This is a genomic window from Psychrobacter urativorans (assembly GCF_904846675.1).
GTDB classification, from domain to species: domain Bacteria; phylum Pseudomonadota; class Gammaproteobacteria; order Pseudomonadales; family Moraxellaceae; genus Psychrobacter; species Psychrobacter urativorans_B.
This window is the reverse complement of the sequence record NZ_CAJHBT010000002.1, coordinates 68,344-85,981: the sequence shown is the minus strand read 5'-3', so window position 1 is coordinate 85,981 and position 17,638 is coordinate 68,344. Positions and strand designations below refer to the sequence as shown.

16 protein-coding genes are annotated in these 17,638 nt (G+C 38.7%); 1 reads left to right on the top strand and 15 read right to left on the bottom strand.

Annotation, left to right across the window (positions count from 1 at the left end; all coding sequences use genetic code 11):
* Positions 1-304: 304 nt before the first annotated feature.
* The 12 genes from JMY06_RS01745 to JMY06_RS01690 all read right to left on the bottom strand — a co-directional run bounded on the left by JMY06_RS01745 (position 305) and on the right by JMY06_RS01690 (position 13,793).
* Entirely contained in the window at positions 305-868 is a 564-nt protein-coding gene (locus tag JMY06_RS01745) for a GNAT family N-acetyltransferase (RefSeq protein ID WP_201615692.1), read from the bottom strand.
* Positions 868-1,848, bottom strand: a complete 981-nt coding sequence (locus tag JMY06_RS01740; RefSeq protein ID WP_201615691.1) for a hypothetical protein — start codon at positions 1,846-1,848, stop codon at positions 868-870. Before JMY06_RS01740 ends, JMY06_RS01745 begins: the two co-directional genes overlap by 1 nt.
* 27 nt (positions 1,849-1,875) lie before the next feature.
* Positions 1,876-2,580: a WbqC family protein gene (locus JMY06_RS01735; protein WP_201615690.1), complete on the bottom strand. Its 705-nt coding sequence runs from the start codon at positions 2,578-2,580 to the stop codon at positions 1,876-1,878.
* Positions 2,577-3,683, bottom strand: a complete 1,107-nt coding sequence (locus tag JMY06_RS01730) for a DegT/DnrJ/EryC1/StrS family aminotransferase (RefSeq protein WP_201615689.1) — start codon at positions 3,681-3,683, stop codon at positions 2,577-2,579. The genes JMY06_RS01735 and JMY06_RS01730 overlap by 4 nt, the downstream gene beginning before the upstream one ends.
* A complete protein-coding gene (gene rfbA, locus JMY06_RS01725) occupies positions 3,680-4,558 on the bottom strand; it encodes a glucose-1-phosphate thymidylyltransferase RfbA (RefSeq protein WP_201615688.1) in 879 nt (292 codons plus the stop codon). The genes JMY06_RS01730 and rfbA overlap by 4 nt, the downstream gene beginning before the upstream one ends.
* Positions 4,558-5,616, bottom strand: coding sequence for a dTDP-glucose 4,6-dehydratase (gene rfbB / locus JMY06_RS01720; protein ID WP_201615687.1), 1,059 nt, complete (start codon positions 5,614-5,616; stop codon positions 4,558-4,560). Before rfbB ends, rfbA begins: the two co-directional genes overlap by 1 nt.
* A gap of 7 nt (positions 5,617-5,623) precedes the next feature.
* On the bottom strand, positions 5,624-6,655 hold the full coding sequence (locus JMY06_RS01715; protein WP_201615686.1) for an NAD-dependent epimerase/dehydratase family protein: 1,032 nt from the start codon (positions 6,653-6,655) through the stop codon (positions 5,624-5,626).
* A gap of 27 nt (positions 6,656-6,682) precedes the next feature.
* Positions 6,683-7,960, bottom strand: a complete 1,278-nt coding sequence (gene tviB / locus JMY06_RS01710; protein WP_201615685.1) for a Vi polysaccharide biosynthesis UDP-N-acetylglucosamine C-6 dehydrogenase TviB — start codon at positions 7,958-7,960, stop codon at positions 6,683-6,685.
* A gap of 62 nt (positions 7,961-8,022) precedes the next feature.
* Positions 8,023-9,993, bottom strand: a complete 1,971-nt coding sequence (locus tag JMY06_RS01705; RefSeq protein ID WP_201615684.1) for a polysaccharide biosynthesis protein — start codon at positions 9,991-9,993, stop codon at positions 8,023-8,025.
* Positions 9,994-10,007: 14 nt separating this feature from the next.
* Positions 10,008-12,227: a polysaccharide biosynthesis tyrosine autokinase gene (locus JMY06_RS01700; RefSeq protein WP_201615683.1), complete on the bottom strand. Its 2,220-nt coding sequence runs from the start codon at positions 12,225-12,227 to the stop codon at positions 10,008-10,010.
* A 15-nt stretch (positions 12,228-12,242) separates the two neighbouring features.
* On the bottom strand, positions 12,243-12,674 hold the full coding sequence (locus JMY06_RS01695; protein ID WP_201615682.1) for a low molecular weight protein-tyrosine-phosphatase: 432 nt from the start codon (positions 12,672-12,674) through the stop codon (positions 12,243-12,245).
* Between the two features lie 15 nt (positions 12,675-12,689).
* A complete protein-coding gene (locus tag JMY06_RS01690) occupies positions 12,690-13,793 on the bottom strand; it encodes a polysaccharide biosynthesis/export family protein (protein ID WP_201615681.1) in 1,104 nt (367 codons plus the stop codon).
* A 421-nt stretch (positions 13,794-14,214) separates the two neighbouring features.
* Here JMY06_RS01690 and rluB point away from each other — a divergent pair, with 421 nt between their 5' ends.
* On the top strand, positions 14,215-15,132 hold the full coding sequence (gene rluB / locus JMY06_RS01685) for a 23S rRNA pseudouridine(2605) synthase RluB (RefSeq protein WP_201615680.1): 918 nt from the start codon (positions 14,215-14,217) through the stop codon (positions 15,130-15,132).
* Between the two features lie 109 nt (positions 15,133-15,241).
* On the opposite strand, the gene JMY06_RS01680 is transcribed toward rluB, so the two are convergent.
* The 3 genes from JMY06_RS01680 to JMY06_RS01670 all read right to left on the bottom strand — a co-directional run bounded on the left by JMY06_RS01680 (position 15,242) and on the right by JMY06_RS01670 (position 17,506).
* Positions 15,242-15,823: a hypothetical protein gene (locus JMY06_RS01680; protein WP_201615679.1), complete on the bottom strand. Its 582-nt coding sequence runs from the start codon at positions 15,821-15,823 to the stop codon at positions 15,242-15,244.
* A gap of 71 nt (positions 15,824-15,894) precedes the next feature.
* A complete protein-coding gene (locus JMY06_RS01675; protein ID WP_201615678.1) occupies positions 15,895-16,563 on the bottom strand; it encodes a hypothetical protein in 669 nt (222 codons plus the stop codon).
* Between the two features lie 193 nt (positions 16,564-16,756).
* Entirely contained in the window at positions 16,757-17,506 is a 750-nt protein-coding gene (locus JMY06_RS01670) for a hypothetical protein (RefSeq protein WP_201527676.1), read from the bottom strand.
* Positions 17,507-17,638: the final 132 nt, after the last annotated feature.

Here is a 17,638-nt window from a genome sequence, read left to right as displayed (position 1 = left end):
ATCAACTCACTTAATAAAATTATGTCGAAAACTAGCAGTTAAATTCAATTGCTAAGTTAGAATCTAAATTAGGTAAAAATTCAGATAACTCATATTTAGACTCTATAATAGAACAACCTTTGATCGATCCATTCTGCAAACTGAATAAATATTTTACATTGCTGAATAAATATACTATTCTTATTTTACTCTAACGTAAGAGATGGTTGATATAGATGAGCAAAATTGTAATACTAATAACAATTAAATAAATTCAGCTAGCATAGCTAGCCATGACCTTAAGCTTTAACGAAGGTCTTAGTACTTAGTTATTCCAGTAATCATTCTTTTCCATAAATTCATCATATTGCTGATGAGTAATACCTATTAAAACTTGGTCATGAAATCTACCATTACGATAAATTGATTCAGTTTTTTTACCTTCAATTTTCCAACCACATTTTTTGGTATGAAATCCAAGAGATCTAGTATTGTACTCTATGACATAACTCTCTATACGATTTAAGCCTAGTTCTTTGAAGACATAGCGCATGATGGACATTAATGCATCTGAAGCATAGCCCTTACCTCTAGTTTCAATATTACCAAGCATAATGCCATAACCAGTACTTTTATTTTTCCAATCAATATCAACTAGACTCACTGTACCAACTAATCCAACATCTTTGGCTTCTATAGCAAGAACCTGGTGTTTCATATTATTGTTATCTATGTTTTTGATATACTTTTCAGTACTTGAACTAGAATATGGGAAATGCCATCCTCCTAAACTATGCCAAAGTTCAGGGGAGTTTGACCATTTTGCTAAAAGCTCTAAATCATCCATTTCTATAGCACGCAATATTACTACTTTGCCTTCAATATTCATTATAAATACTCCTTGACCATATTTATCTGGATTTGCATTTCTCTTAGAGAATACCTTTGATCACAAATTAGATGCGTTGTATTTGAAATAAAATCATATTCAAAACTATCAACCACTACTCTTTCTAAGCTATCCAACCAGTATGTAGGTGTAAAGATCTTATTTTTAATCAACTGACTAGATATATTAACATCTAATAATAAGGGATAAGTTAGTGGTGACTCTATATCTTCAAAACCAATCTGTAGTTGATTTATTTCTTTCAGTTGAGAATGTAAAAATCTAAAATTACTTAATCTTATTTCTTTAAAACTTGGATAATCTAAACTGTTAAGTAAGTCTTCAGTAATACCTGACATTTTTTTAGGTTTACCATTACTTAATAACATCTCATTATATTTAAATGTTTCATAAGCTTCTGGAGCATTTGATAAGCGCCGAACAAAACAATGTTGATATTGATGAATCATTTCTGCTATATCTCTAGAAGTAGAGTATTGTGCAGCAACAAGAACTTTACTAATTAGCAACCCACCTTCGGCTACAGGTAAAAACTTTCTTGGAGAGTAAATTGTACCAAGACACTCAAAAGGAGGAATAAAGAAAGCCTGCGAATGATCAAAAATTATTTTCTTATGAGAATAATTACTCAGTAATTTTTTCTGCAATGAAGTACATAAACCAAAATAATTTACATAAAAAAGATATTCATCTTCTTTTAAGTCATTTGGTAATTTTGGATAAAAATCTTGTTCTAAATCATAATATTGAACATCTATTCCCAATTTTCTTAACGGTCTAATCATAGAGTCACAAATAAACTTGGGCATCCAGATTTTTTTAATATTGGTCTGATTCAATAAATCAAAAAAAGCTGATTGTGCTGAGTTATATTTAATAGCATCTGGGTAAGGAAAATGACCTAAATTTGGTAGATCAAATTCAAAATACCCTCCAATTTCTACTTGATTTTCTAACATGTCTTAGCTCCATTATTTATTGTAGCGTCAAATTAGCTCGAAATCATCAAGCATATCTAATACCTCTTTCTTATCATTAAACATAAGTACATCAATGATAGATAAAAAAGGTACAAACTCCGCTGAGAATTGCTTATATATAGATTTATTCGATTGAACAAAAAACAACTCTATACCTTGTTCCGAAAAATCAGCTTTAGAATAGAGCTCTATGCCGCCTATTGGATTTATATAGGTACCTGCTTTTTCTTGCTTACAGATATCAAACACTCTATATTTTCCCGTTGAATCAGTATTATCGTAGTTTTGACCACAAATTTCGAACTCAGTCTGCAAACCTAAGTAATCTGAAACCTCAATAACGCTTTTAATTGCTAGTTCAGAAATAGTTTTTGGTGGATCTAATAAGATACTCTCAATTAACGCTCGTACTTGTTCATAGTTTTTAGCTTTTTTATAACTAAACATAATTGATCTTAAAAAGGATTTTTTCCATTCCTCATATCTATCTTCACTTATTAAAACATCTTTAATAAGCGTATGCGAACTAGCATTCGCTAGAGGAATACTAAATATTTTTGCCTGATTATTGATCAAGATTTGATTTCGATTTATCCAACCTTTTTTAATAAACGTAACATCATCATAAAAAATGAATTTGTCTACTGTATTAATAAGTTGGAAGTAACCAATATAAGGCATAAAATAAGGTTGCATTATTGCAAGTTTCATTCTTTAATACCACCTTTAATTACTTGTACAATTCTTTGAATGTTATTAACTTCTAGGTTTGGATACATAGGTAAGCAAAGCACTTGTTCGGACAACAGCTTTGCATCTGGCGTATCCGATTCATATTGCTGATAAACGCTTAACTCAGTCATGAGCGGATGAAAATATTTACGAGCAAAAACATTATGTTGCTTTAATTTCTCAAACAGCGCATCACGACTTAGTGGGTATAGCTCAGAGATTACGATTGGAAAATACGCATAGTTATCTTTTCCTGAATTTAACCGCTGAATACAGCGTATTCCATCTACGTCAGCTAGCAATTCACGGTAACAACGATCGACCTCTTCACGGGCCTGCAATGTTTGATCGATAGTTTTTAGTTGAAGCAATCCTAACGCTGCATGAACCTCACTGAGCTTTCCATTCAGTGAGATATCATTAACCGTTGTTTCATTAACAATGCCAAAGTTCTTTAATTGATCAATGCGTTGTTTCATCTCTGCACTATGGCAAACAATGGCACCACCCTCGAAAGTATTAAAGACTTTCGTGGCATGAAAGCTAATAGTGCTCAAATCCCCATAATTTAATAAACTTTGGTTATTACATTCAATACCAAACGCATGCGCAGCATCATAAACAAGTTTTAGCTTATGCTTTGTCGCAAGTGCTTGCAGTGCTGCTACATTACAAGGAATGCCATAACAATGTACAGGTAAAATAGCAACGGTATCATCGGTGATGGCTTGTTCTACTTTTTTGGGATCAATGTTTGATGTAACAGGATCAATGTCTACAAAAACAGGGGTTAGATTGTTCCAAACGATAGCGTGAGCTGTCGCTAAAAAGGTATAAGGGGTGGTAATGACTTCGCCTTCTTTTAAGTCCAAAGCCTGTAGCGCTGTTATAAGCGCTATTGTACCATTGTTAAATAATGAAATATAATCGACGCCCAGATATTCACACAATTCTTGCTCTAGCTGTTGATGGAGCGGACCTCCATTAGTCAGTATTTTGTTTTCCCAAATCTGCTCTAAATAAGGAATGAACTCACTTAGTTCTGGTAGCACAGATTGGGTAACATAGATGGGATTGCTCATATATCCTCTTCCACTAAAGACACTAAATATTGACCATAGGCGTTTTTACTCATACTCTGGCCGATTTCTAACACTTGTTGCCTGGTCAGCCAGCCATTATTAAGGGCGATTTCTTCTAAACATGCCACTTTATAGCCTTGACGCTTTTCGATAGTTTCTACAAACTGCGCGGCCTCTAACAGACTTTCATGCGTACCAGTGTCTAACCAAGCAAAGCCTCGTCCTAGCAACTCTACATTTAAATCACCACGTTCAAGATACATCTGATTGATGGTGGTAATTTCTAGCTCACCTCGCCCGGATGGCTTCACTTGCTTGGCAATTTCAATAACATCATTATCATAAAAATATAAACCAGTGACTGCAAAGTTAGATTTTGGCTGCTTTGGTTTCTCTTCCAGAGATATGGCACGCTTTTCTTCATCAAACTCAACCACGCCAAAACGCTCGGGGTCTTTGACTTGGTAGCCAAAAACAGTGGCTCCTTTTTGACGATTTACCGCTTGGCGTAGCATGGGTGTAAAGCCCTGTCCATAGAAAACATTGTCGCCTAACACTAAACAGACATTGCTATTGCCAATGAACGCTTCACCGATGATAAATGCTTGAGCCAAACCATCTGGACTCGGCTGCACCGCGTAAGTCAGACTGACCCCAAACTGCGAACCATCTCCAAGTAAGCGCTTAAAACCCTCAATATCGTCAGGAGTACTAATAATTAGTATGTCTTGGATACCTGCAAGCATCAATACTGATAAAGGGTAATAAATCATAGGCTTATCATAAATAGGCAATAGCTGTTTTGATACGCCCTTAGTAATCGGATATAAGCGTGACCCTGAGCCGCCAGCTAAAATAATACCTTTTGTATCCATTATACATCTACTCCTAATCTTTCACGTTGGTAACTGCCATCTTGTACTCGGCGGCACCATTCTAAATTATTTAAATACCATTCAACAGTTTTACGGATACCGGTTTCAAACGTCTCGTCGGGTGTCCAGCCTAAATCATTTTTGATTTTACTGGCATCAATGGCATAACGTAGATCATGCCCTGGCCGATCTTTAACAAACGTAATTAATGTCTCATACGGTACAGTATTAGCTTGTGGTTTCAGGTCATCTAAAATCTGACAAATGATTCTGACGACGTCAATATTCTGTTTTTCGTTATGTCCACCAATGTTATAGGTCTCACCTACTGTGCCTTCAGTGACCACTTTATATAATGCCCGTGCATGATCTTCTACGAACAACCAGTCGCGTATTTGATTGCCTTTACCATAAATTGGTAAATTTTTTCCATCTAATGCATTCAAAATTACGAGAGGGATAAGTTTTTCAGGAAAGTGGTAAGGGCCATAATTATTCGAGCAGTTGGTGATAATAACTGGAAAACCATAGGTTCGATGCCAAGCCCGTACCAAATGATCAGAGCTTGCTTTAGAGGCAGAATAAGGAGAACTTGGTGCATAAGAGGTGCATTCAGTAAATAAATCTGTTGTCCCCTCTAAATCACCGTAAACCTCATCTGTAGAAATATGATGGAACCTAAATTCGGATTTTTTGACTTTATTAAGATTTTGCCAATACTTACGTGCAACCTCTAATAAGGTATATGTTCCTACAATATTGGTAGTAATAAATTCTGCCGGTCCATCGATTGAACGATCAACATGCGATTCTGCCGCTAAATGCATCACTAGGTTAGGCTTAAAATTATCGAAAGCTTGCTTTAATGCCTCTGCATCACAAATATCAATTTGTTGAAAAGTATATCTAGAGTTTTGATCAACATCTTTAAGAGACTCTAAATTACCCGCATAAGTTAATTTATCGATATTCAAGATATCATGATCAGTGTTCTTTATAATATAGCGTATAACAGCAGAACCAATAAAACCCGCACCACCCGTAATCAATATTTTCATAGAAGACCTATTTATCTATTAATTTTGTATTAACATACCAAGGCATTGCTTTCTCAATCCCTTCAATAATATTAAATTGAGGATCATAACCTAATCGTGTCTTTATTTTACTGATATCTGCCTGGCTATGTTGCACATCCCCAGCACGAAAATCTTGATAAACAGGATTTTGACTATAGCCCACGCCATTTTCGCTTAGACTTTCTTTTAACACTGTAAACAAAGTATTTAGTGTCGTACGGCCACCGACTGCGACGTTATATACCTGATTTTTAGCGTCATTATTTGCAGTTGCAGCTAAAATATTAGCCTGCACCGCATTTTCAATAAAGTTAAAATCACGGCTGGTTTCACCATCTCCATTAATAAATACTTTGTCCCCCTTAATCATAGCAGCAGTCCACTTGGGAATCACTGCAGCATAAGCACCATCAGGGGTTTGTCGTTTGCCAAAAATATTAAAATAGCGCAGACCAATAGTACTAAAGCCATAAGTGCGAGCAAACACATCAGCATATAGCTCGTTTACATATTTAGTTACTGCATATGGTGATAGCGGATTACCGATGGACTCTTCGACTTTAGGCAGCGCAGGATGGTCACCATAGGTAGAACTACTCGCAGCATAGGTGAAGCTTGAAACTTTAGCATCACGAGCCGCAGTTAACATATTTAGGAATCCTGAGATGTTGGTCTCATTAGTAGCAATAGGGTCTGCTATAGAACGTGGTACAGAGCCTAAAGCCGCTTGATGTAAGACATAGTCTATATCGGAACAAGCGGCTTGGCAGTCTGCTAAATCACGAATATCACCTTCTATAAAGGTAAAACCTTGCCATTGTTGCATGTTCACTAATGTTTCTACTTCATCTAAATTATGCTGAAAGCCAGTAGAAAAGTTATCTAAGCCAACCACCTTTTGATTAAGTAACAATAAGGTTTCGAGTAAGTTAGAGCCTATAAAACCTGCTACCCCAGTAATCAGCCAGTTTTTTGGCTCATTTGCTAGAGTGTGTTTCATTTGTTCATAGGGTGTCATTGTTATTTTCCTTATTATCTAAGACATTTATAAGCGAATATCAGTATCATCTCTTGCAAAGACATATTTTAAGTCGTAAAGGACATGATCGTCTTTACCAAGGCTACGAATATTATCTATTCCCATTTGGACAAACTCTTGATGAGCGACTGCTAAGATGACACCGTCATAATGATTAGATAATGGCTCACTAATGGGAGCAATATTATATTCACGCTGGGCTTCATCAATATTCACCCAAGGATCATAAATATCGACCCCAATATTGTATTCCTGTAGCTCATGCACGATATCGATAATTTTAGTATTACGCACATCAGGACAATTTTCTTTAAAACTTAAACCCAGTATTAATACCTTCGCACCTTCTACTTGGATACGTTTTTTTATCATTGTTTTAATTAGCTGCGTGGTTACATACGCGCCCATACCATCATTGAGACGTCTACCCGCAAGGATAATCTCTGGGTTGTACCCGATAGCTTGTGCTTTATGGGTCAGATAATATGGGTCGACACCAATACAATGCCCACCGACTAAACCTGGACGGAACGGTAGGAAGTTCCACTTCGTTCCTGCTGCTTGTAATACTGCTTCGGTATCTATATTCATCTTGTTAAAGATAACAGCTAACTCATTAATCAAGGCGATATTGACGTCTCTTTGCGTATTTTCAATGACTTTTGCGGCCTCTGCTACCTTGATAGAAGGTGCTTTGTGTGTCCCTGCAGTAATAATGAGATTGTACACTTCATCAACGAAGTCTGCTATTTCAGGGGTAGAACCTGCAGTTACCTTTAGAATATTGGTGACGCGATGCTCTTTATCACCTGGATTAATACGTTCGGGGCTATAGCCTGCATAAAAGTCTTGATTGAATATTAGTCCAGATTTTTTTTCTAATACCGGAATACAGACCTCTTCAGTAGCGCCAGGATATACCGTAGACTCATAGACCACAATATCATCTTGTTTGAGGATACTACCGATGGCCGTTGATGCTTTGATAAGGGGTGTCAAATCAGGCTGTTTATATTCATCGATAGGCGTAGGTACCGTTACGATAAAAAAGTTACAGTCTTTGAGCATTTGCATGTCCGAGCTATAACTCAAACGCGATGCTTGTGATAACTCTTCATCACTGACTTCTAACGTATGATCCGTACCCGATATTAGCTCAGCGATTCGGTTAGTGTTGATGTCAAAGCCTATAACCGAGATCTTTTTGCCAAACTCAACTGCTAGAGGGAGCCCAACATAACCAAGACCAATCACGGCTATTTTAATGTTATCAATGTTTATCATGATGTTCCTTTAAATGGTCTTACTAATCAATATTAAGTGGTGTAAGTATTAAAATAATTACATTATGCTGGCGGCGAACCTTCTTGATAACCAGACACGAAACGTTTGAATTGCTGTTTTAGCCAGATTACATCATATTGCTGTGCTTTATTGGGAAGCTCAGACAGCATATCTTCAATATCCTGCAGTGGAAAATTATGCTCCAATGCCTGCATAATCAATGGATGACCAGTATCTTCAACATTATCTTCACCAATGATGAGTTCTTCATAGAGTTTTTCGCCTGGTCTTAATCCTGTGAAGACAACCTCTATATCGCCATCTGGATGGTTTTCATCCTTAATTTCACAGCCACTTAAGTGAATCATTCGATGCGCAAGATCGACGATCTTGACTGGATCTCCCATATTGAGCACAAATACCTCGCCACCAGTTGCCATGGCACCAGCCTGAATCACTAAATTTGCCGCCTCTGGAATGGTCATAAAGTAGCGTGTCACATCTGGATGGGTGACGGTAATGGATCTACCTTGCTCAATTTGCTTGGTAAATAGAGGTACGACAGAGCCAGATGAGCCTAATACATTACCAAAACGCACCATGCTGATGCAGGTTCGGTTATTTACTTGCTCTATTTGGCTTAATCCTTGACATACCAGCTCAGCTAGACGCTTAGACGCGCCCATGACGTTGGTAGGTCTTACTGCCTTATCAGTAGAGATAAGCACAAAAGTCTCAACCTCAGCCCGAATAGCAGCACGAGCACAACAATAAGTACCCTTAGTATTATTGATTACCCCTTCGAATGGATTATGCTCAACGAGAGGCACATGCTTGTAAGCGGCGGCGTGATACACCGTCTGTATATGGTATTGCTTAAATATTCTGAGTAACTTGTCTTGATTAGTAACACTACCAATGACGGCAACAATTTCGATATCTTTATAATCAGAATGGTTTGCTTGATTGCCGATAAGCTCTTGATGGATGCTGTATAAGGCATATTCTGACAACTCATAGAGCACTATGCACTTAGGCTTATTTTTAATAATTTGTCGACACAGCTCACTACCGATGGAGCCACCTGCACCAGTAACTAACACATATTTATCTGTAATATTTCTTTGTAATAAGGTCGTATCTGGCTCGACCGTTTGTCGATCTAGCACATCTAAGATATCAACCTTACGCATACTACTGACGGTAACTTTTTCATCGACAATTTCATGTAAACTAGGTAATGCTTTTATCTTAATAGAAACACCAGCTAATTTATCGATAATTTGTCTTCTATGAGCTCGGCTAATAGAGGGGACGGCTAAAAAAACCTGTGCAATGTTAAGTTTATCCACCAATTCAACCAACTCATTAGCAGTATAGATTCTTTTACCTAGCAGATAGCCTCCAGTCAGCTGGAGATCATCATCAATAAAAGCCACAACATTATATTTGTGTGAGTACTTTAATCCCTCGAACAACTCTACACCAGCGAAGCCTGCCCCATAAATAATCACATTTTCTTGATCGGCATCACTTTTGGGTCGTCTTTGGCGTTTACCCTGCAAGCGTACCAATAATTCTTTAACTGTTAACCGACTGTTCCATAACCAAATAAAAAATAAGAATAAATACAATATTGGGACAGAACGAGGAATAACTGGCAGCCAATCAAAATAAAGAATGACTTCATAGAATATGATGAGTAGAAAAAATAACCGCAGTACGCTACCCATCATAGCGTCAAAGAAACCCCTAGCCACGCCTTTATAGAAACCGACAATATATAGGCTTACTATAGGAATAAGGGCATAGATACATAATTCTAATGGACTAATATGATTCGCAATGTAGCCATGCCTCAATGCCAATGCAAAGAATAAGCAAACTACTGACATCACAAAATCTGCACTGAGTAAGATAGCGCGCTTAACACTGCGTGGCAGTGCTAATAGGCGCCAAGCAATGCGTTGCAACCAATTACTAGTGCCACTAGGCGAGTAATAAGTATCATTAAGCTCTGGTTTTATGGACATAACATTCAACTATTTTACTTAGGTGATACTTGCTGGTTATTGCCATAGGCATAACTATAATGATAACTGTATTTGTCCATAATGCCTTGCTGCACGTCATTTAGGATAATACCATCTACTTGTACATTGGCTTTATTCAATTGCTTGATCGCATAAGCAAGCTGCCCTTCTATCGAGCGGTTATATCTAGTAACCATAAGTACCTTATCTGCATATGCCGACAATATTATAGCATCCGATGCTGCTAGTACTGGCGGTGAATCCATAATGATGTAATCGTAGTGTGCCTTCAGCTCTGTCATTAAACTACTAAACTTTTCACTAGCGAGTAGCGACGTAGGATTGTGCGGCTGTTTTCCTCGAGGTATAAAATCAATATAGTCCATAAAGGTAGGGTGAACAGTATTAGATAGATCGCTATCTTCTCGTGAAAGATAATCCCCCAAACCGTTGTCTGGGCTCGTATTGAATACTTTATGCAATTCACCCAGACGCATATCAGCGTCTATGATTAGAACCTTTTTATTAAGCTGACTAAATATCTCTGCAAGATTACCACTAATAAATGACTTACCAACGCCTGGGCTTTCGCCTGAGATTAGTATTACTTGCGCACGTTTGTCGGCGCTAGCCTGTTTAGGCATTGAAAACATCAAGTTGGTTCTTAGACTTTTGATAGCTTCATAGCTTAAGCTATTATGATCAATATAAGCCAGCAACCGATTCGATGTTTTACTTTTAGACAATCGTGATAGTGACGGTGAGCGAGGAATGGTAGCAATCACCGGTATTCCTGTCTTGGACTCAAGGCGCTCAGGATCCTTGACTGTGTTTTTCAGTAAGCTTCGTAGCAGTACCAGTATTGTCCCCAGCATTGTGCCCAATAACAATGCCAATAACATTATTAGCATCTTTTTTGGTGCAATTGTTCTATAGGTACTGATAGGTAAATCAATAATACGAGCAAAACCAATTTGACCTGCTTTGACAATTTTTAACTGTTCATAGTTTTTGAGCATCGTAAGATAAACTTCTCTATTAATACCCGTATCTTCTGATAGTTTTAAGAATTCTCGTTGTATTTTAGGCAAACCTGTAATGGTGTTATCTATCTCTTGTTTTCTATTATTGAGTACCTTGAGCTGGTCATTAATTTGAATGACCAAGGGATGTTCTTCAGTATAGTAAGTCGTTAAATCCGCTCTTTTTAGTTTTAACTCACTAAGCTGCTCATCAAGTTTAGAGTTTTCTGTTAACAGCAGCTCAGATTCTTTACTGACATCAATAGTGCCGTTTTCTTCCCGAAATTTATTGAATATTGCTTCAGAATCTTCTAGCTTTTCCCTCAATGATGGTATCTGTGTTTCCATAAACTCAAGCGTTTTAGTAGTTTCTTCAGAGCCACGAGATTTATTTTGATCCACATACGATTGGATAATCTGATTTAATACTAAGGTCACTTGTTGCTGGTTGTGTCCAATCAAAGACAACTCGATAATACCAGTCTTCTGGCCTTTTTCTATTACAGTTAAAGCAGCATTTATATCATCTGTAGTGGTCTGGAGCGACTGCTTAGTGATACTGATAGGATGTTCACGATTAGGCAAATCTTCCACTGTGATTTGTATGATACCATCTACACCTCTAAATTGATGCGGTTGGTTTAATTGTCCTTTAAAATCATCAAAGTCGTTACTTAACACAAATCCTGTATTAGATCTCACTAAGGTAAAAGGTGTATTCGAATACTCTTGCGATACATTAAATTGACTGACCCGTACTTGCCCCTCTTCAGTTTCAAGTATCACACCTTCAGGGGTATTTACTTGAGTATGGATACGACTACTTGATAGTCTATCTACATAACCGACTGTAGGATCACTTATTCGAATACCTAAGTGTAGTAGATTGACGACGGGCTCTAACACCATACGGGACTTTATTAGCTCAGTTTCAGTCTGCGCCTTGCTAACTTCTGATCCTATCAGGTCAGAGATATTCTCACCAAGAGCTTCAATACCTTTTGACTTCTCATCAATCTGTACCAGCCCATCAGCTTTAAAGGTGGGATTGACATAACGGCTATATAACAACCCTAATGCCAGCCCCAATAAAGCAAAGATAATGATGACTTTCCAGCCACGCAATAGCAGCCAAAATAAGGCCGATAAGTCGATCTCATTGTTATCGCGATTATTGGCTTGTTCTGGTAACTTTTTTATATCTGTATTCATATGTATGTTCGTCACTTAGCTAATTTTTTCAGCCCATTGCTCAAGGCTCTCAATGATGTCTTGCCTAGCCGTCTCGAATGCTGGCTTATCATGCTGATACGGATCTGCAATGTCTTTATCATTCCAATGTCCAATTCTAAAAACCTTACCGCGGCAATGTGGCCACTGCTCCTCAATCCACTTGGTTTGATTTACTGACATAGTCAAAATAAGATCTGCTTTTAATACTAGTGCTTCGTTGATCTGTTTGGCAATATGGTTAGTCATATCGATGTTACATGCCGTCATAACCTCAATTGCTTTTGGATCGGCAGAATGACCGACTACTGCCGAGACTCCAGCAGAATCAATGTACTTTTTTGGATACTGGTTCATCAAAAGTGCAGCAGCCATAGGGCTACGACATATATTACCCACACAGACCACTAAAATATTATTAAAACCCATAATATATACTTCTACCTATAGACGTGAAAAATTAGTAATTGCATTGGTAGACGGTAGTAGGGCACTAATGACACGATTCCAACGGGCCAGACCAGTCGGATCGACATATAAAATGTCATTAGCTTGCATCTCAAAGCGATTGGCTAACGCAAAGCTAGTGATTGTCTGCATATCAACATAATAAATATTGGTATACTGGTGCTTTAGATCATCGCGAACCACGTATATTTTGGCAGCATTAGCAGTACTGGAATTTAGACCGTTGGACTCACCCAAGACCTGTGCCAAACTAATGCCTTGCTCAAGAATAGGAACAGGTTCTACTTTTCCAAACTCACCTAGCACATATATTTTATTACGGCTTTGACTGTTAACATGAATGGAGTCGCCATCTTGCAGATAAATCTGGTTGGCTGATGATCCCATTTGTCTTAATGACTGTAGACCTATGTTATAGCTGACGCCTTTACGGTTTAATACGATATTATCTGAGTCGCCAGTTGGAGTCGCTCCGCCTGCCATAGAGATTGCGCTATATAGTGAAACCGGCGCATCGGCAATGGCAAATTCGCCCGGCTTACTAACTTCGCCATCAATAAAAAACTTATTACCGCGATAATCAATAATTTTTACTTGTGGATCGGAGTATTTAAGATAGCGTTGTAACTGGCTTCGCAGGTTCGCAGTAAACTGCGGCACGCTCAGACCACTGGCTTTAATACGCCCTATCAGTGGAAACTGAACAAAACCTTGTTGATCAACAGGATAGCCTGAAGTATAAGGATTGTTACCACTAGCTGATTCTGTAGGCGTCATTTCAGGGTAGCCAATCAGGATAATACTTAGAATATCGCCTTGAGCAATACGATAATCTACTCGATTAGAGGCTTTAACTAAACGAGATAAATCACTACTAGGTACAACAGCTTGTTTAGGAGGAAGGGTCGCCAAACTTAATGGTTGAACATTGAACTGAATGCCATTATCAGCTAAGAAGATACCACTAGGTGGTAAATCTCCGGCCTGCAGTCCAGAATTAATAGTTGTTGTGGCACAACCAGAAATTAAAATACTGACCATTAAACATGCCGCACTTAATAGCTTAGATGACTGACGCATAGAAAGAACCCTTATGAACTGCAGTAATGGTTACGCAATGAGCTTAGTAGAAAAAAAGCAATGACATCATTGTAGTTTCTTGTTACATTATAATCAAAGAAACGACAACATGATAACATAATCTATTGACGATTATCATCATTGATCTCTTTAAGTTATGTTTTTATCGCAAATTAATAGGCAAACCTTTTACATTCTTTATTATTATAGAAGTGGATAATAATCAGTTTTTTTATAATAATAGAAACAGATCACGCTTCCTTATGGTAAAAACACCTAAATTGGGCAATATATTAAAACACAACTCAAATAGATAGAATAGTATTGCAAATATTCAGTCATAAATGACGTATAATAGCGTAGAATGTGCACCTGCAAATTCATACATTGCGAAATGTATTACCGATTCAAGGACAGCATTATGAAAGATGAAAAACTGCAAAAAGCCCTCGCCCGTATGGGTCTTGGTTCACGCCGGCAGATGGAAGAAGTGATTAAAGCTGGACGCGTATCCGTTAATAATGGCCCTGCGACCATCGGTGACCGTGTTGAGCAAGGTGATGAGATTCGTGTCGATGGCCGTCAGATTAAATATACCGCTGAAAATGAAAAGCGTCGTCGGGTATTGGCTTATTATAAGCCTGAAGGTGAGGTTTGTTCTGCTAACGATCCAGAAGGTCGTCCGACGGTATTTGAGCGGTTGCCTAAACTGACCCACGATCGCTGGGTGATGGTTGGACGCTTGGATATCAACTCCACAGGTTTGCTACTATTTACCAATGATGGTGAGATGGCGCATCGTTTGATGCATCCCTCCAGTGAAGTCACCCGTGAGTACGCCGTACGCGTATTGGGTGACGTGACCCCAGATATGGCTCGGGCGATGACCACAGGCGTCATGTTAGAAGACGGCTTGGCTAAGTTTGAGGACATCAAAGAAGGCGGCGGTGAAGGCGTCAATAAGTGGCATCACGTCAAACTACAAGAAGGTCGTAATCGCGAAGTACGCCGTCTATTTGAGTCACAAGGACTTAAAGTCAGTCGTTTATTACGCACCAGCTATGGCAGCATTGCGTTACCAAAAGAGCTACGCACAGGTCGTTTTTTAGAACTAGATAAAAAAGACATCAATACGCTAACGGACCTGGTAAGTATGCGCCCACGTCATGGCACCGGTCTACACGGTGCTGCTAAACGTAAGCAAGAACGTATCAAGGACAAGCCGCTAAAAGCTCGTCGCAGTGATGACAATCGTAGTCATAGCGCTAAACCTAAAAGTAGTGCAAGTCCGGCCAGTCGTGGTTCACGAAATACGCGTGACCGCAATAATCAGCGTTAACAGTTGATTGTTTAGAAAAAAGCAGTCATTTAAAAAGCTGCCAATGGTAAATTATCATTGGCAGCTTTTTATTGTACAAAGCAAATTTTTATGTTGCGAAGAAAATGACTTAGTTTTGACTGTTTAAATAGTTTTTCATCACGCGTAGTTCTTGTAAGCTCTGGGTCTCGAGTGTTTCTAATAATATATCTAAGCGCCTTTCGATATTATCCAAAGCTTCCTGCAATAGCTTACTGGCTTCAGCCTGTTTGGCATCATCGGTGCTGCTAGCTTTTGCATTATTCGTAACACTTAACAAACCCTTCTTAAAGCCCAGCAAGCGATAGTGACTGGCTAACATCTCAGGTAGCCGTGTATATAACAGTTTATGTAGTACAAATTGCTCTTCGCTAACCGCTGATATACGGCCTTGTTCTTGTAAATTCTGCTGGTCATTATGGTAAGCGGCTGCCTTTTTATCGATACGCTGCAATTGACGCAATTGACTGTCTGACAAACTACTCAGATGCTGCCCATTGAAGTCTAGTTTTTGCCATGTGATAGCCGATAACAATAATGGTGCATTGGGGTCTTGGTAAGTAAGCACGCCTGGGGTAATACCAACCACTTTGTGCAGTGCTTGCCAGCCCTTCTTACCCATGTATAAGATAGTAACCATGGTAACTACCCCAACGCCTAGCAATATACTCATACCTGTTCGTCCTTTATCTGCTATGTCCGCTTTCCTTTTATCGGTCGCCTCTATCATTCACAACTGACCATTTACAATTTAATTTTATCAATGGTAGTTTTGTCAATGGTAGGATTCTGAATAGACTTACCAATAACATCCTTATTAACGTCGTCATTAAGAGTGTCATTGGTAACACGTTGAACCTGCATATTAGAGGCGGAATTATCAAAACGCTGTTGCAGATAACGATTGGTCACCAGTAGTTTTTGCCCATCTTGATGATATGACGCATCAAGCAAGTCATCAAATTGTACATTAATGGTTCCAAGCACCTCTAATAGTGCTTCTTTTCCGGTGACATTAGAATGTTTAATCTTGGTACTGTCAACACGCGCACCATCTAGATCATGCAAACGACGGTAATCTGCTACTGCTTGTGGAATATGTTTATCCATCAGATTTTGAATCATAATGTAGGTTTCAGTGACCGAATCAGTATCATCAATCTTGCCATCGTTATTGGTATCACCATAAATAACGCGCAGCTTGTCGCCTTTTTTATTAATTTCAGCAAGCACTGTTTTTACCGCATCTGGTAAGCTCTTTTCCGGAATATAACCCAACTGAGGCATGGCTTTATATTCCAGCATCTTAGGCGCAGTGACTTTTTTGATACCACGGTAGCCCAAATATAACCCAGCTGCTGGCAGCACACCGTATAAAACAAACATCACTAGCATGGCAGTTATTTGGGTCATCATCTTATCCTTATTAAATTATTTACTAAACTTATTGTTTTTATAGTTCTGATTAATTCAAAGCGTGCTTGAGCTACTCACTTTCACTATTAAAGAGTTATTAAGCATATACTATTAAACAAAAAAATAAGGCCGTATTAAAGCCTTATATTGTTATGCAATGCGTCTCTTATTTGTAGTGTGACAATCAACGTTAGCTTTTAGTGCGACTTTTAACATAGCGATGGGTTGAGGCCAGACGGCTCATTACCGTTTGATGCAGCTCATCTAACAATTCATCGAGTTCATAATCAACTTCTAGGAACAAATCAGTAAGCATACCGCCCGCCGTCATATTACCTTGTACCGTACGGTTTTTAGTACGATGGGGACTAAAACGTAGCAGCTGTTCATAATGATGTAGCGCTTCTGGAATACTCTCACTCACCAGCTTATCAATCACAAACTGACGCTCATTATGCTGTTGTTGTTGCTGTTCATTCAGCTCATCGCTCCAGTCGTGGTAGCGTTTTAGTTTGCCATTTATCCGGTCTAGAACAGCCACTGCCTCAATAGGCATGGCATTTAAAGTGGCCTCATCGACCACATCAACAAGCTCAGTCATAATCGGGCAACATCCATATTTGAGATACCATAAAGTATCAGGATCAAAAGGAGGGCGATTGGTCGGGCGCAACTGCGCACGGTTAGCCAAGTATCGATCCGTCAACGGTGTTGGCGTGCGAATATCATTCACTTGCGCTAAGGCATTACAAATACGTTCGACACGTTGGGGTGCGGTAAGCGGTGAAGCAATTGGAGCTTTTTGGTCATCACCCATACTGGTACTGTTGTTGTCATCGCGGTTAGCTTCATTATTAGCATTATTAGCAGCAGCTTGCTGCACATTTTTGGCAGCCGTTGTCGGCAGGTCATCATGTGCTTGTCCAAATGACTGTAGCATTCTCGTCAAACTTATGACCATAACCTACTCTGCTCCTCGCCTATATTATAATTGCATGCGCTGATTCAATAACGTATCTTAACAGTTTTTTACCGCTCTGCCAGTAAGCAAACGTCAACGTTTTATTACCCA

What these genes read in the sequence shown, in the direction of transcription:
- rluB (WP_201615680.1), top strand. Translation starts at nt 14,215, where the DNA reads ATGAAAGATGAAAAACTGCAAAAAGCCCTCGCCCGTATGGGTCTTGGT.
- JMY06_RS01700 (WP_201615683.1), bottom strand. Translation starts at nt 12,227, where the DNA reads ATGAATACAGATATAAAAAAGTTACCAGAACAAGCCAATAATCGCGAT.
- JMY06_RS01745 (WP_201615692.1), bottom strand. Translation starts at nt 868, where the DNA reads ATGAATATTGAAGGCAAAGTAGTAATATTGCGTGCTATAGAAATGGAT.
- tviB (WP_201615685.1), bottom strand. Translation starts at nt 7,960, where the DNA reads ATGATAAACATTGATAACATTAAAATAGCCGTGATTGGTCTTGGTTAT.
- JMY06_RS01735 (WP_201615690.1), bottom strand. Translation starts at nt 2,580, where the DNA reads ATGAAACTTGCAATAATGCAACCTTATTTTATGCCTTATATTGGTTAC.
- JMY06_RS01705 (WP_201615684.1), bottom strand. Translation starts at nt 9,993, where the DNA reads ATGTCCATAAAACCAGAGCTTAATGATACTTATTACTCGCCTAGTGGC.
- JMY06_RS01675 (WP_201615678.1), bottom strand. Translation starts at nt 16,563, where the DNA reads ATGACCCAAATAACTGCCATGCTAGTGATGTTTGTTTTATACGGTGTG.
- JMY06_RS01730 (WP_201615689.1), bottom strand. Translation starts at nt 3,683, where the DNA reads ATGAGCAATCCCATCTATGTTACCCAATCTGTGCTACCAGAACTAAGT.
- JMY06_RS01740 (WP_201615691.1), bottom strand. Translation starts at nt 1,848, where the DNA reads ATGTTAGAAAATCAAGTAGAAATTGGAGGGTATTTTGAATTTGATCTA.
- rfbA (WP_201615688.1), bottom strand. Translation starts at nt 4,558, where the DNA reads ATGGATACAAAAGGTATTATTTTAGCTGGCGGCTCAGGGTCACGCTTA.
- JMY06_RS01690 (WP_201615681.1), bottom strand. Translation starts at nt 13,793, where the DNA reads ATGCGTCAGTCATCTAAGCTATTAAGTGCGGCATGTTTAATGGTCAGT.
- JMY06_RS01680 (WP_201615679.1), bottom strand. Translation starts at nt 15,823, where the DNA reads ATGAGTATATTGCTAGGCGTTGGGGTAGTTACCATGGTTACTATCTTA.
- rfbB (WP_201615687.1), bottom strand. Translation starts at nt 5,616, where the DNA reads ATGAAAATATTGATTACGGGTGGTGCGGGTTTTATTGGTTCTGCTGTT.
- JMY06_RS01715 (WP_201615686.1), bottom strand. Translation starts at nt 6,655, where the DNA reads ATGACACCCTATGAACAAATGAAACACACTCTAGCAAATGAGCCAAAA.
- JMY06_RS01695 (WP_201615682.1), bottom strand. Translation starts at nt 12,674, where the DNA reads ATGGGTTTTAATAATATTTTAGTGGTCTGTGTGGGTAATATATGTCGT.
- JMY06_RS01670 (WP_201527676.1), bottom strand. Translation starts at nt 17,506, where the DNA reads ATGCTACAGTCATTTGGACAAGCACATGATGACCTGCCGACAACGGCT.